Source organism: Streptomyces sp. Root1310 (genome assembly GCF_001426425.1).
GTDB lineage: Bacteria > Actinomycetota > Actinomycetes > Streptomycetales > Streptomycetaceae > Streptomyces.
The window spans coordinates 320,446-333,841 of sequence record NZ_LMEQ01000031.1; the positions used below are offsets into that span (position 1 = coordinate 320,446).

Below are 13,396 nucleotides of genomic sequence, written 5' to 3' on the forward strand. Positions count from 1 at the left end.
CGGTATGGCTCGACTTCTGTACCTACTGGTATGTACAGTCGAGTCATGAGCACTTCGGAGCGGCTGATCGAGTCCACCCGGGAGCTGCTCTGGGAGCGCGGTTACGTGGGGACCAGCCCCAAGGCGATCCTGGAGCGCGCGGGCGCCGGGCAGGGCAGCATGTACCACCACTTCAAGGGCAAGCCCGATCTCGCCCTGGCGGCGATCCGGCGGACGGCCGACGAGATGCGGGCTACCGCCGAGGGAGTACTCGACGGGCCGGGCACGCCGTACGAGCGCATCGAGGCCTATCTGACACGCGAGCGGGACGTGCTGCGCGGCTGCCCCGTCGGGCGGCTGACGATGGATCCGGAGGTGATCGCGAACGACGAGCTGCGCGAACCCGTGGACGCGACGATCGACCGGATCCGGGAACGGATCGCGCAACTCGTCGAGGAGGGCAAGGAACAGGGCGAGTTCGGGCCCGGGCTGGACGGCGAGGCGATCGCCGCCACCGTCGTCGCGACCGTGCAGGGCGGTTACGTCCTGGCCCGCGCCTCCGGTTCGCCGACCGCCTTCGACGCGGGTGTCCGCGGGCTGCTGTCGCTGCTCGCGCCCCGTCCGGCCGACTAGGAGGCCCGATGCACGCCATGCAGTACGAGCTCACGCTGCCGTCCGACTACGACATGGGCGTCATCCACGCGCGCGTGTCCCGCGTCGGGCATCTGCTCGACGACTGGGAGGGCCTCGGTCTCAAGGCGTACCTGGTGCGCGAACGCGGGGTGCACGGATCGCCGGTCAACCAGTACGCGCCGTTCTACCTCTGGAACACCGTGGAGGGCATGAACGCCTTCCTCTGGGGAGGCGGGTTCCAGCGGCTGAGCGACGACTTCGGGCGTCCGGCGGTCCGTCAGTGGACCGGTCTGGCGTACCGGGAGGGCGTCGCCGCCGGTTCCCCCGCCCTGTTCGCCGTACGGCGTCGCGTGCCGGTCCCGGACGGGGCGGCGCTGTCCGAGGCGGCGCGGGACGCGGCGGACGAGGCGGGGCGGCTGGCGCGGGAGGAGGGCGCGGTGCTCGCGGCGGCGGCGGTCGACACGAGCCGCTGGGAGAGCGTGCACTTCTCGCTCTGGGAGCACGACACACCGAAGGCCGACGGCGACCTGTTCCGGGTGCTGCACCTGTCTGCGCCGGGGCGGACCGCCCTGCCCGGGGGCCGGCAGTGGTGAACGCCGTGCGGACCGTGCTCGGGGACCTGCCGGCGGAGCGGCTCGGCGTGTGCGACGCGCACGACCACCTGTTCTTCGGCAGTCCCCGGCTGCCCGGCCAGGAGCTCGACAGCCGTTCCGCGGCACGTGCCGAACTGGCCGCGTTCCGCGCGCAGGGCGGTGACGCCGTCGTGCAGTGGACGCCGTACGGTCTCGGGCGGCGCGCGGCTGATCTGCCGGCGTTGTCACGGGAGACCGGCGTGCGGGTGGTGGCCGCGACGGGGCTGCACCAGGACATCCACTACGACACGGCGACGCTGCACGGCCTGCGGCACCGGCTCGCCGAGGTGTTCGTGGCCGAACTGACCGAGGGCATCGGGACGTCGGGGGTCCGCGCCGGGCTGGTCAAGGTCGCGGGCGGGTTCCACGCCCTCGACGCGCACACCCGCTGGACCATGGCCGCCGCGGCCGAGGCGCATCACGCGACGGACGCCCCGATCGCCGTCCACCTGGAGCTGGGCACCGGCGCGCTCGACGTGGTCGACCTGCTGTGCGGGGAGTTGGGCGTGCCCCCGCACCGGGTGATCCTCGGGCACCTCAACCGGGCGCCCGACGCGGTGGTGCACAGGCAGGCCGCCGAGGCGGGCTGCTGGCTCGCCTTCGACGGCCCGTCACGCGCCCACCACGCCACCGACTGGCGGATGCCGGACGCCGTGCGGGCTTTGGCCGATGCCGGTTTCGGCGACCGGCTGCTGCTCGGCGGCGACACCACGACGGCCGCGGCCCGCTCGGTCGACGGCGGGCCCGGCATGCCGTATCTGCTGCGCAGGGTCCGGCCACGGCTGGCGCTCGCCGTGGGTGAGGAGCTGGTGGCGCGGATCCTGGCGGAGAACCCGGGGCGGGCCTTCGGCGTCGAGTGGCGCTGACCGCCGGGCCCGGCGGCGGGCCGCTCAGGTGGACGCCTGGTCACTGTCCTTCAGGGCGCCCCAGCCGTGCCAGCGGTCGATCTCCATCCAGGCGCTGACACGGGAGCGGACCCGGTCGGGGTACGGCTTGCCCGTGTAGTGCGTCGAGATGCGGTCGATGTCGGCCAGGCCGTCGTCCTCGTGCAGCTCGACCACCCGTCCGATGAGGGTGACGTGCGTGTACCAGTCGTCGGCGTCGAGGACGGTGAGGGTCAGGCGCGGGTCGCGGCGCAGGTGCCGGAGGCGGACCCGGCTCTCGTCCAGGCTGATCAGGACGCGTCCGTCCTCCCAGACGTACCAGGTGGGAGTGGAGACGGGGGCTCCGTCGGAACGCAGGGTCGCCATCACACAGGGGTTGGGGCGGCCCAGCAGTTCGACGGCCTCGGGCGGCAGCGGGGGCTTGGACACGGATTCTCCTCGCGGTTCGGGTGCCTCGCGGTTCGCGGTTCGGGTGTCCCGCGGTTCAGGCGTTCTTGTCGAAGCTGGCGAAGTAGGCGGCGGCCATGTCCTCGTCGCCGTGGCCCTGAGCGGCCGCCCGCTCCAGACGCTCGGCACTCGCCGCCGCCACGTCCAGGCGGACGCCGTGCTCACGGCCGGCCTCCACGATCAGCCGCGCGTCCTTCGCCGCCGTCGCGACCGCGAACTGTGCGGGCGAGAGCCGGTCGTCGAGGATCAGGCCGGTCTTCGCCTTCAGGTACCCCATGTCGAGCGGACCACCCGCGATCAGCTCGAAGAACGCGTTCGGGTCGACATCCAGGGACTGCGCGAGGGCGAGGACCTCGCCGGCCGCGGCGGTGGCCGCGATGACCCAGCTGTTGGCCACCAGCTTCAGCCGGGTCGCGCTCCCCTCGGCGCCGTCCTCGCCCGTCCACACCGTCCGCGCGCCCACCGCGTCGAACACCGGCGCCACCGCGTCGCGGTGCTCGCCCGGGCCCGCCGCCAGCACGGTCAGCAGACCGGCCTCGGCGGGTTGCCGGGTGCCCAGGACAGGCGCGTCGAAGAAGACCAGGTCGTGCGTGCTCGCAAAGGCCGCCAGATCGCCGATGGCCCCGGTCCCGGCGGTCGTCGACTGCACCCAGGCCGCTCCCGCCCGCAGTCCGGGCGCGGCCTCGCGCATGACCTCCAGGGCGGCGGGGCCGTCGTAGAGCATGGTGAGGACGACGTCCGCGCCTTCGACGGCCTCGGCGGGGGTGCCGACGACGTGGACGCCGTCGGCGGTGAGCGGCTCGGCCTTGGCCCGGGTGCGGTTCCAGGCGCGCACCGTGTGGCCCGCCCGGGCGAGGTTGCGGGCCATCGCGGCACCCATGATGCCGGTGCCGAGGACGCTCACTGTCAGTTCGTCAGTCATGGCCTCAAACCTACTTCGACGCGGCGCCGACCAGGCCGTCCAGCCACGCCTGGTGGCCGTTGAGCATCGGGTCCGGCCGTTCCCCCGCCAGGGCGGCCGCGGGCTGCCCGAGCTGGGTCTCCTGGGTCAGGACGCGGACCCGGCCGCCGGACAGGTCCTCCACCAGCCAGGCGTGCAGCACGTCCAGGCGCTCCTCGGGCGGGCCGTCCAGTGCGGCCGTCCAGGACAGGCGGCCGGGAACGCCGTCGGCGGGGGCCTGGAACTCGACCACCAGCGCGTCCAGGGGCGGGAAGCCGAAGGTGCCGAAGGAGAAGACGAGGCCGTCCTTCAGCTCGGGGCCGCCGCCCTGCGGGAACGAGATGTCGGCGACGTTGCCGTAATAGCCCTCCCACTCGGAGGTGTCGATCAGAAAGCGCCAGACCTTCGCGGCCGTGAGGCCCCGCACGATCACCTCGTTGGAGACGAAGTTGTCGCCGGTGCCGGGGACGTACTTCTCGGGCCAGTCAATCGCGTTCTGCGTGGTCATCGGGGTTCCTTCCGGAGTGTGCGGGTGCCGCCGCTCGGCAACACGTTCGGACGATAGGACCGAGGGCCATCGGGAAACCAATAGAGAGACCGATGCCTGCCATCGGGACTCCGATGCACAGGACGGATACGCTGGTCGGTATGGAGAACCGGACGCCCGACATCGGCGAACTCGTCGGCGGGGCTGGCGGGGCCACCGCCGGCCGGCAGCTTCCGGCACACGCCGACCTGAACCTGCTGCGCACTTTTCTGGCCGTGTACCGGGCCGGCTCGTTCACGGCGGCCGCCCCGCAGCTGGGGCTCTCGCAGCCCACCGTGACCGCCCAGATCCGCACCCTGGAGCAGCAGACCGGGCGTGAGCTCTTCACCCGGCTCCCCAGGGGGGTGGAACCGACGCCGCCGGCACGTGAGCTCGCCGGGCAGGTCGCCGGGCCGCTCGACGCGCTGGCCTCGATCGAGGGCGGCGGCCCGCAGCCGGGACCGAGCACGCCGGTGCATCTGGCGGGGCCGTCGGAGCTGCTGTGCGTGCGGGTGCTGCCGGCGCTGGCCCCGCTGGTCGCCGACGGGCTCCAGCTGCGGGTGACACAGGGGCTGACCGAACCGCTGCTGGAGGAGATGCGGGCCGGCCGGCACGATCTGGTGATCGCCACCCGGCGGCCGCGCGGCCGTGCGCTGGAGTCGGTGCCGCTGGCCGACGAGGAGTACGTCCTGGTCGCCTCCCCGGCCTGGGCCCGGCGGGTCGAGGGGCACCCGGCGGGGGGCGGCGGTCTGTGCGCCGCGCTGCGGGACGTCCCCCTGGTGTCGTACGCCGAGGATCTGCCCATCGCCCGGCGCTACTGGCGGAACGTCTTCGGCAAGCAGCTCACCGCCGGCGCCGCGGTCACGGTGCCCAATCTGTACGCGGTCCTGTCGGCGGTCAACGCGGGCGCCGGCTACAGCGTGCTGCCGCACTCGCTGTGCCAGGAGTACCTGGACGCGGGCCGCCTGACCCGCCTGCACTCCCCCGAGGAACCCCCGCTCAACACGCTCTTCCTCGTCCAGCGTCCCGGCAGCGGCGCCAACCCGGATGTGCTCCGGGTCAGCGACCGGCTGCGGGCGGCGGCGCGGGACTGGTAGCAACCCGCTCACAGGCCTTGCCCGTTGTGTCTGACCAGGTCAGGATGTGAGCCTGCTCCAGGGGGTGCCCATGCGGATCCGGTACGCCGCCGCGGCCTGCGCCGGTCTCGCGGTACTGGCCTCGTCCACCGGCTGCACGGTGCCGGAGGCGGGCAGCACCGGCATCACGGTGACCGAGGACGGGCAGCCGGTCGGGGTGCTGATGGTCTGTCACCATCACATCGACAGGGCCGTCCTGTACACCGGCGACGGCGGGGAGGAGTCCCAGGACATGGGGAGCTGGACCAGCGCGAAGCCCGCCACCGGCCTCGTCACCTGGCCGTTGCGCACCGGAGGCGGGGGCTGGAGCGTCGACCGGCAGCCGCCGGCCACGCTCGAACGGCGGCGCGCCTACGTCCTGTACGGATCGACCGAGGACAACTCCTGGTCGACGACCGACGTCTCCTTCACGCTCGCCCACCTGGCCGCGCTCGCCCCGGGCCGGGTGCGCTACTTCGCGGGTGATGTGCCGGGCGCCGACGACGACGGCTATCTCACCGCGTCGATCGAGGACTTCCGGGCCGACGCCTGCGAGGACGACTGACTCGTACCTCTTACCTCCTACCTCCTCCACATACTTGACCGATCGTTCTCGTTTGATCTAGCGTCACCCCATGGCCAGGAGCAAGGAATTCGACCCGGACGCCGCCCTCCGGTCGGCACTGGAGCTGTTCTGGCGGCGCGGCTACGAGGCCACTTCGATGGCGGACCTCGTCGGGCACCTGGGCATCGGCCGCGCCAGCCTCTACGCGACCTTCGGCAACAAGCACGACCTGTACCTGAAGGCGCTGGACCGGTACGGGGAGGAGCACCAGCCGCTGCTCCTGGACGAGTTGTCGCAGCCGGGACCCGCGCTCCCCGCGGTGCGCGCCGTGGTGCGGCGGTTCGCCGCGGAGGCGGCGGACGAGGCGAGCCGGGCGTACGGGTGCCTCGTCACCAACACGGCGGCGGAACTGGCCCCGCACGACGCCGCGGCGACCCGCCGGGTGGAGCGGAGCTGGGAGCACCTGGAGACGCTGCTGGAGTCGGCGCTGGTGCGCGCGCGGGCGCAGGGCGAACTGCCGGCCGGGCGCGATCCACGCGGGCTGGCGCGCATGCTGCTGGTCCTGCTCCAGGGACTGCGGGTGGTGGGCAAGGCGTCGACCGATCCCGCGCGCGTCCGGGACGCGGCGGAGCAGGCGCTCACCCTGCTGGACTGACCGCCACCCGGCCACGCGAACCTTCGAGGGCGCTTTCGGCTGCCCGCATATTGGAATGATCGGTCTGGAAAGGACTGTCATGTCTCGGAACCGCTTCTCCGGCCGCACCGCGCTCGTCACGGGTGGTGGTTCCGGCATCGGACGCACCCTCGCGCTGGCCTTCGCCGCCGAGGGGGCCCGGGTCGTCGTGGCCGGGCGCACCCGCGCCTCGCTCGACGAGACGGTCTGGCTCGTCGAACGGTCCGGCGGGACCGCGCTCGCCAGGGTCGCCGACGTATCGCGCGCCGCCGACCTGGACGCGCTCGTCCGGGCGGCCGTGGACCGGTTCGGCTCCCTCGACGTCGCCGTCAACAACGCGGGTGTCCTCCGCGCGGGACGGCCGCTCGCCGATGTCGGGGAGGAGGACTGGCGGTCGATGGTCGACACCAACCTGACCGGTGTCTTTCTCGCCCTGCGTGCCGAGGTGCGGCAGATGCGGACGCAGCCGCGGGGCGGCGCGATCGTCAACGTGTCGTCCAACATCGGCGTGCACCGGCAGATCCCGGGCCTGACGGCGTACGCCACGAGCAAGGCGGCCGTGACCGCGCTGACCCGCGGTGCCGCGCTGGAACACCTGGGCGACGGCGTCCGGATCAACGCCGTCAGCCCCGGCCCGTCCGAGACGGCCATGTCGCTGCGGCCGGGCGAGTCCGAGGCCGAGCGCGCCCTGCGGATGAAGGAGCAGTCGCCGCTCGGACGGGTGTCGTCGACCGAGGAGGTGGCCCAGGCGGTGCTCTATCTCGCCTCGGACGACGCGGCGTCCGTCGTGGGCACCGACCTGGTGATCGACGGCGGGGCCGCGCTGTAGCCCGGCCGGCCGGCAGGCGAGGCCTGCCGTAGGCGAGCCCGCGGTGATCGGGCCCTACGGTGAGGCGGCCCCTGCGGGCGAGCGGGCAGTGGGCGGTAGGCGGGCCCGAAGTGGGCGGGCTCTACGGTAGGCCGACCCCGCAGTGGGCCGGCTCTGCGGCAAGGCCAGCCCTGCCGTAGGCGAGCTCTGCGGTGATCGGTCTACGGCAGGCGGGCCCTGCGGGGTAGGCGGCTCTGCGTTGGACGACCTGCGGCAAGGCGGGCCCTGCAGTGGGCGGGCTCTGCGGCAAGGCGGGCCCTGCGATGGGCGGGCCTTTCGGTTGGCCGCGCGGGGTCGTGTGCGGCGCCGCGGCTCACGCGGGGCCCAGCGCCCCCAGCGGGTCGTCCAGCACCGGCTGCCAGGCCAACTCGGCCGCGCCGACCAGGCTGTTGTGATCGAGGGAGCAGGCGAGGATGGGGACGCCGCCGCTGCGGCCCCACAGGCTCCGGTCGGCGACGACGGCGCGCAGCCGGTCGGGGTCGGCGTCGAGGAGCGTGCGGTGCAGACCGCCGAGGATGATCCGGTCGGGGTTCAGGATGTTGACCAGGCCGGCCAGTCCCAGGCCGAGCCGGTCGATGAGGGCTTCGGCGGCCATGCGGACCACCGGATCGCCGTACTCCTCCCGGATCAGCTCGTTGGCCTGGTGGAGCAGCGAGCCCTCGGGGCCGGGCTCGCGGCCCGCGGTGGTGAGGAGGGCGAGCGGATCCGCCTCGACGTCGAGACAGCCCCGGCTGCCGCAGTAGCAGGGACGGCCCTCGGGGTTGACGGTGAGATGGCCGACCTCCAGCGCGAGGCCCGAACTGCCCGTGTGCAGACGGCCGTCCAGCACCAGTGCGCCACCGACGCCCCGGTGCCCGGTGGCCACGCACAGCAGGTCGCGGGCGCCGCGTCCGGCGCCGTGCCGGTGTTCCGCGAGGGCGGCGAGGTTGACGTCGTTGCCCACGAATCCGGGGCCGGTGAGACCGGCGGCGCGGATCCGCTCGGCGAAGATCTCGCGCACCGGCGCGCCCACCGGCCACGCCAGGTGCAGCGGATTCAGCGCCAGCCCCTCGGGTTCGGTGACCGCGGACGGTACGGCGAGTCCGGCGCCCACGCAGGGCCGGCCGGTCTGCCGCAGCAGTTCGGCGCCGGCGTCGACGGCGGCGCCGAGCACCTTGGCGGGGTCGGCGTCGACGGTCTCGCAGCTGGGCGTGGTGGCGACGATCCGCCCGCCGAGACCGACCAGCGCGGCCCGGAACCCGTCGGCGTGGACCTGTGCGGCGAGGGCGACCGGGCCTTCCTCGGCGACCTCGAGCCGGTGGGAGGGGCGCCCCTGCGAACCGGCGGCGGCGCCCGGCCGCGCGTCGACCCTGATCAGGCCCAGCGCCTCCAGTTCCGCGGCGACCGCGCCGGCCGTCGCACGGGTGACGCCGAGTTCGGCGGTGAGGACCGCGCGGGTGGGCGCCCGCCCGGTGTGCACGAGCTCCAACGCGGGCCCCAGCGCACCACGCCCCCGGTCCAGCCGCGCTCTCGAGGTGGTCCCATCCCCCGCCGGCCGGGGGTCCGCCTTGCCGCTCATGAGAGCGAGTCTCCCATGATCCGTTCCTCAGGTGGCGCCGGGGAAGCCGCTCACCCGCAGGGTGATGTTCAGCCGTCCCGTCAGGCCGAGGCCGGCCGGCGCGGTGCCCGGGAGGACCTTCGGCACCCCGTGATACGCGAGCCGCGACGGCCCCCCGAACACGAACAGATCACCACTGCGCAGCTCGACGTCGGTGTAGGGCCGGGTCCGGGTCAGCGGGTTGCCGAAGCGGAAGAGACAGGTGTCGCCGAGGCTGAGGGAGACCACGGGCGCGTCGGACTTCTCGTCGGCGTCGCGGTGCATGCCCATCCGGGCGTCGCCGTCGTAGAAGTTGATCAGCGCGATGTCGTACGCGGCCCCCCGGGCCTGCTCCGGTCCCAGCGCGTCGGCCACCGCGCGCCGCCCCAGCTCGCCCAGCCAGGCGGGGAAGGGCTTGACGGGCGCGCCGTCGCCGTCGCTGACCGTACGGGCGTAGGCGTACGGGTACCAGTGCCAGCCCAGGCAGACCTGGCGGGCGGTCATCGTGCCGCCGCCGGGTGTACGGACCGTGCGCAGGCCGGCCGGCGGGCGGGCCCAGTCCCGGCAGGCCCGGAGCAGCTCACGCTGGTGTGCCGGGTCCGCCCAGTCGGGCACATGCACCGCGCCCGGCGCGACCTGCGCACGTTCCCGCGGAAACAGCTCGGAGTCCATGGACCCATCCTCCGCCATGAGTCCGGCACCGGGCCTGAGCTGCTGCTCGGTTAGCCTTGAAGCACGATGAACGACCCTATGACGACGCCGTGGGGCGAGGTCACGCTGGCCCGCCACCCCGAGGATCCGCGCGAGACGCTGCGCGCCTGGGACGCATCCGACGCGTACCTGCTCAGACACCTCGCGGAGCAGGACATCCCGCTGACCGGCACGGTGGTGGTGCTCGGCGACCGCTGGGGAGCGCTGGTCACGGCGCTCGCGGCGCACCGCCCCACACAGATCACCGACTCCTGGCTGGGGCAGGAGGCGACCCGGGCGAATCTGGCGCGGGCCGGTGTCGGGACCGGCGCGGTCCGGCTGCTCACCACCCAGGACCCGGTGCCGGAGCGGATCGACGTCCTCCTGGTCCGGGTGCCCAAGAGCCTGGCCCTGCTGGAGGACCAGCTGCTGCGGCTGGCGCCCGCCGTGCACGCGGGCACGGTCGTCGTCGGCACCGGCATGGTGAAGGAGATCCACACCTCGACGCTGAAGCTGTTCGAGCGGATCCTCGGGCCGACCCGGACCTCGCTCGCCGAGCAGAAGGCCCGGCTCGTCTTCTGCACGCCGGACCCGTCGCTGCGCCACCCCGTCAACCCGTGGCCGTACGTCTACGACCTTCCCGACGACGTCGGTGGCGCCCTTTCCGGCCGTCCGGTCGTCAACCACGCGGGAGTGTTCTGCGCCGACCGGCTCGACATCGGCACCCGGTTCCTCCTCAAGCACCTGCCGGCGACCAGCGGCACCCGTCGGGTCGTGGACCTGGGCTGCGGCAACGGGATCGTCGGCACGGCGGTGGCGCTGGCCAACCCGGAGGCCGAGGTGCTGTTCACGGACGAGTCGTTCCAGGCGGTGGCGTCGGCGGAGGCCACGTACAAGGCGAACGGGGTGCCGGGGCACGCCGAGTTCCGGGTCGGGGACGGGCTGGCGGGGGTGGCGGACGGCAGTGTCGACGTCGTGCTGAACAACCCGCCGTTCCACTCCCACCAGGCGACGACGGACGCCACGGCCTGGCGGATGTTCACGGGGGCACGGCGCGCCCTGCGGCCTGGCGGAGAGCTGTGGGTGGTGGGCAACCGGCACCTGGGCTACCACGTGAAGCTGAAGCGGCTGTTCGGCAACAGTGAACTGGTGGCCGGTGACCGGAAGTTCGTCGTGCTGAGGGCGGTCAGGCGGGGATGAGCCCGACCCCGGTGACGATCCGCTCGACGGTACGCGCCATGGCCTCCCGACCCGCGCTCAGGTAGGTCCGGGCGTCGACCGCGTCCGGATGCGCTCCCAGGTGCTCGCGGATCGCGCCGGTCATCGCCTGGTTGAGCGCGGTGCCGATGTTGACCTTGGCGATGCCGCCCGTCACGGCGGCCGTCAGCTCGCGGTCCGGGACGCCGGAGGAACCGTGCAGGACGAGGGGCACGTCGAGGGCCGTACGGAGCCGCTCGAGCAGGTTGTGGTCGAGGACGGCGGTGCGGGTGGTCATCGCGTGGACACTGCCGACGGCGACGGCCAGGGCGTCCACACCGGAGTCCGCCACGAACGCGCGGGCCTCGGCCGGGTCGGTGCGGGCACCGGGCGCATGCGCGCCCTTGCCGCCTATCTCCCCCAACTCGGCCTCGATCCACAGCCCTCGGGCGTGCGCCAGGTCGACGGCGGCACGGGTCGCGGCGAGGTTCTCCTCGTACGGCAGACGGGAGGCGTCGTACATGACCGAACTGAAGCCCGCGTCGGCCGCGCGGCGGAGCAGCGGGTCGCTCTGGACGTGGTCGAGATGCAACGCGACGGGTACGGCGGCCCGTTCGGCCGCCGCTGCGGCGGCGCGCGCGAGCGGGAGCAGCTGCCCCCGGCGGTAGGCGACGGCGTTCTCGCTGACCTGGAGGACGACGGGCGCGCCGGCGGACTCCGCGCCGTCGATGACGGCCTCGACGTGTTCCAGCGTGATGATGTTGAAGGCGGCGACGGCGCTACGGGCCGCGTGCGCCCGGGTGACCAGTTCGCCGGTGGTGGTGAGCGGCACGGCAGCTCCTCTGCGGGAGTCGGGGGCTCAGGGGGTGAGGATCACCGAGCGGGTGAGGTGGCGCGGGCGGTCCGGATCGAGGCCGCGGGCGGCCGCGACGGCCACGGCGAGGCGCTGGGCGCGGACCAGTTCGGCGAGGGGGTCCAGTTCACCCGGCACCCACAACGCGCCGGTGGCGCCCACCTGTCGGGCCAGCCCGTCGGGTGCCTCACCGAACATCCAGGTCGCGGTGGAGGCGTTGGCGATGCTGATGGGGCCGTGCCGGTACTCCATCGCGGGATAGGCCTCGGCCCAGGACAGCGACGCCTCGCGCATCTTCAGCGCGGCCTCGTTGGCCAGTCCGACGGTCCAGCCGCGTCCCAGGAAGGTGAACTGCCCGCAGTCCACGAGCCCTCGGGGAAGCGGCTCGGCGAGTGCGGTGCGGGCGTCGGTGACGACCCTGTCGCCGTGCAGGCCGAGATGGGCGCGGAGCAGGGTGAGCGCGGTGGTCGCGAACCTGGTCTGCACGACGGAGCGTTCGTCGGCGTAGTCCAGGACCACGACGTGGTCGGCCGACTCCGTGACCGGGGTGTGCGGGTCGGCGGTGATCGCGGTCGTGCGGGTGCGTCCGCGCAGCCGGCCGAGCAGGCCGAGGACCTCGGTGGTGGTGCCGGACCGGGTCAGGGCGACGACCCGGTCGTAGGTGCGGGCGTGCGGGAACTCCGAGGCGGCGAAGGCGTCGGTCTCGCCGTGCCCCGCCCCCTCGCGCAGGGCGGCCGCGGCCTGGGCCATGAAGTACGAGGTGCCGCACCCGACGATCGCCACCCGCTCCCCCGGCTTCGGCAACTCGCCTGCGTATCGGGCGGCTTCGGCTGCGGCGCGGGTCCAGCACGCGGGCTGGTCGGTCAGTTCGTCCTCGACGTGGGTCATGCCCCACCTCTCCCCGACGGTGACTGTCTATGCGTGTTCATGCAAGATAGAGCCATCATTCGAGCAACTTCAAGCATGCGAACGGAGAACGTCGATGTCGCGTGACGCCCGCTGGAAGGCACTGCTGGAGCTGCTCGTCGAGCGCGGCCGGCTGGACGTCGAGGACGCGGCGGCCGAGCTCGCCGTGTCGGCGGCGACGATCCGCCGTGACTTCGACCAGCTCGCCGAGCAGCAGATGCTGCTCCGCACGCGCGGCGGGGCGGTGGTGCACGGGGTGTCGTACGAGCTGCCGTTGCGCTACAAGACGGCCCGGCAGGCGACCGAGAAGCAGCGGATCGCGAGGGCGGTGGCCGATCTGGTCGCACCCGGCGAGGCGGTCGGGCTGACCGGTGGGACGACGACCACGGAGGTGGCGCGCGCGCTGGCCGTGCGCGGCGATCTGGCGTCCGGCTCCCCCGCGCTGACCGTGGTCACGAACGCGTTGAACATCGCGGCGGAGCTTGCGGTGCGCCCCCAGTTCAAGATCGTGGTGACCGGCGGGGTGGCGCGGTCACAGTCGTACGAGCTGGTCGGGCCGCTGGCGGACGGGGTGCTGGGTCAGATCACCCTCGACGTGGCGGTGCTCGGTGTCGTGTCCTTCGACGTGACGCACGGCGCCGCCGCGCACGACGAGGCCGAGGCGGCGGTCGACCGGATGCTGTGCGAGCGGGCCGAGCGGGTGGTGGTGGCCGCCGACTCCAGCAAGCTGGGGCGGCGGGCGTTCGCCCGGATCTGCGCGGCCGACACGGTGGACACGCTCGTCACGGACACGGCGGCCGACGCGGCGGCGGTGGCCCGGTTCGAGGAGGCGGGCATCAGGGTCCTCCTCGCCTGAACCGCCGACTGTGCGCCATCGCCCTCCGTACGCCGTTGCCGGCCGGCCGACCGCCG

The 13,396-nt window shown here is 73.5% G+C and carries 16 protein-coding genes; 9 read left to right on the forward strand and 7 right to left on the reverse strand.

Going from position 1 to position 13,396, the window contains the following annotated elements:
• Window positions 1–45 precede the first annotated feature (45 nt).
• Genes ASD48_RS32160 through ASD48_RS32170 form a run of 3 tightly spaced genes read left to right on the forward strand, consistent with a single transcriptional unit; the run spans window position 46 to window position 2,110 of the window.
• A complete protein-coding gene (locus ASD48_RS32160) occupies window positions 46–612 on the forward strand; it encodes a TetR/AcrR family transcriptional regulator (RefSeq protein WP_242432798.1) in 567 nt (188 codons plus the stop codon).
• Between the two features lie 8 nt (window positions 613–620).
• Entirely contained in the window at window positions 621–1,205 is a 585-nt protein-coding gene (locus ASD48_RS32165) for a DUF4865 family protein (RefSeq protein ID WP_057605327.1), read from the forward strand.
• Window positions 1,202–2,110 carry a phosphotriesterase gene (locus ASD48_RS32170; RefSeq protein ID WP_057605567.1) on the forward strand — a complete coding sequence of 303 codons (909 nt, stop codon included), beginning with the start codon at window positions 1,202–1,204 and terminating at the stop codon, window positions 2,108–2,110. The genes ASD48_RS32165 and ASD48_RS32170 overlap by 4 nt, the downstream gene beginning before the upstream one ends.
• Window positions 2,111–2,134: 24 nt before the next feature.
• On the opposite strand, the gene ASD48_RS32175 is transcribed toward ASD48_RS32170, so the two are convergent.
• Genes ASD48_RS32175 through ASD48_RS32185 form a run of 3 tightly spaced genes read right to left on the reverse strand, consistent with a single transcriptional unit; the run spans window position 2,135 to window position 4,023 of the window.
• A complete protein-coding gene (locus ASD48_RS32175) occupies window positions 2,135–2,557 on the reverse strand; it encodes a PPOX class F420-dependent oxidoreductase (RefSeq protein WP_057605328.1) in 423 nt (140 codons plus the stop codon).
• A gap of 55 nt (window positions 2,558–2,612) precedes the next feature.
• Window positions 2,613–3,497, reverse strand: coding sequence for an NAD(P)-dependent oxidoreductase (locus ASD48_RS32180; protein WP_057605329.1), 885 nt, complete (start codon window positions 3,495–3,497; stop codon window positions 2,613–2,615).
• Window positions 3,498–3,507: 10 nt separating this feature from the next.
• Window positions 3,508–4,023: a hypothetical protein gene (locus ASD48_RS32185; protein ID WP_057605330.1), complete on the reverse strand. Its 516-nt coding sequence runs from the start codon at window positions 4,021–4,023 to the stop codon at window positions 3,508–3,510.
• 140 nt (window positions 4,024–4,163) lie between these two features.
• Here ASD48_RS32185 and ASD48_RS32190 point away from each other — a divergent pair, with 140 nt between their 5' ends.
• The 4 genes from ASD48_RS32190 to ASD48_RS32205 all read left to right on the forward strand — a co-directional run bounded on the left by ASD48_RS32190 (window position 4,164) and on the right by ASD48_RS32205 (window position 7,223).
• Window positions 4,164–5,138 (forward strand): LysR family transcriptional regulator, encoded by a 975-nt coding sequence (locus ASD48_RS32190; protein ID WP_079074116.1) that lies wholly within the window; start codon window positions 4,164–4,166, stop codon window positions 5,136–5,138.
• 46 nt (window positions 5,139–5,184) lie between these two features.
• On the forward strand, window positions 5,185–5,721 hold the full coding sequence (locus tag ASD48_RS32195) for a hypothetical protein (protein WP_242432799.1): 537 nt from the start codon (window positions 5,185–5,187) through the stop codon (window positions 5,719–5,721).
• 70 nt (window positions 5,722–5,791) lie between these two features.
• Window positions 5,792–6,376, forward strand: coding sequence for a TetR/AcrR family transcriptional regulator (locus ASD48_RS32200; RefSeq protein WP_057605332.1), 585 nt, complete (start codon window positions 5,792–5,794; stop codon window positions 6,374–6,376).
• A 79-nt stretch (window positions 6,377–6,455) separates the two neighbouring features.
• Window positions 6,456–7,223 (forward strand): SDR family oxidoreductase, encoded by a 768-nt coding sequence (locus ASD48_RS32205; protein WP_057605333.1) that lies wholly within the window; start codon window positions 6,456–6,458, stop codon window positions 7,221–7,223.
• A 352-nt stretch (window positions 7,224–7,575) separates the two neighbouring features.
• Here the strand turns inward: ASD48_RS32205 and ASD48_RS32210 are convergent, their stop codons facing one another.
• Both ASD48_RS32210 and ASD48_RS32215 read right to left on the reverse strand, forming a co-directional pair.
• A complete protein-coding gene (locus ASD48_RS32210; protein WP_057605334.1) occupies window positions 7,576–8,820 on the reverse strand; it encodes an ROK family protein in 1,245 nt (414 codons plus the stop codon).
• 27 nt (window positions 8,821–8,847) lie between these two features.
• Window positions 8,848–9,510: an alpha-ketoglutarate-dependent dioxygenase AlkB gene (locus ASD48_RS32215; RefSeq protein ID WP_057605335.1), complete on the reverse strand. Its 663-nt coding sequence runs from the start codon at window positions 9,508–9,510 to the stop codon at window positions 8,848–8,850.
• 78 nt (window positions 9,511–9,588) lie between these two features.
• Here ASD48_RS32215 and ASD48_RS32220 point away from each other — a divergent pair, with 78 nt between their 5' ends.
• The gene (locus ASD48_RS32220; RefSeq protein ID WP_057605336.1) at window positions 9,589–10,728 is read left to right on the forward strand and encodes a methyltransferase; all 1,140 of its coding nucleotides are present in this window, start codon (window positions 9,589–9,591) and stop codon (window positions 10,726–10,728) included.
• Here ASD48_RS32220 and ASD48_RS32225 read toward each other — a convergent pair.
• Both ASD48_RS32225 and ASD48_RS32230 read right to left on the reverse strand, forming a co-directional pair.
• The gene (locus ASD48_RS32225; protein ID WP_057605337.1) at window positions 10,715–11,557 is read right to left on the reverse strand and encodes a class II fructose-bisphosphate aldolase; all 843 of its coding nucleotides are present in this window, start codon (window positions 11,555–11,557) and stop codon (window positions 10,715–10,717) included. The two genes, ASD48_RS32220 and ASD48_RS32225, sit on opposite strands and share 14 nt — an antisense overlap.
• Window positions 11,558–11,584: 27 nt before the next feature.
• Complete coding sequence (locus ASD48_RS32230) at window positions 11,585–12,466, reverse strand: SIS domain-containing protein (protein WP_057605338.1); 882 nt, start codon at window positions 12,464–12,466, stop codon at window positions 11,585–11,587.
• A 94-nt stretch (window positions 12,467–12,560) separates the two neighbouring features.
• Between ASD48_RS32230 and ASD48_RS32235 the strand changes: the two genes are divergently transcribed.
• Window positions 12,561–13,340, forward strand: a complete 780-nt coding sequence (locus ASD48_RS32235) for a DeoR/GlpR family DNA-binding transcription regulator (RefSeq protein WP_057605339.1) — start codon at window positions 12,561–12,563, stop codon at window positions 13,338–13,340.
• The last annotated feature ends 56 nt before the right edge of the window (window positions 13,341–13,396 follow it).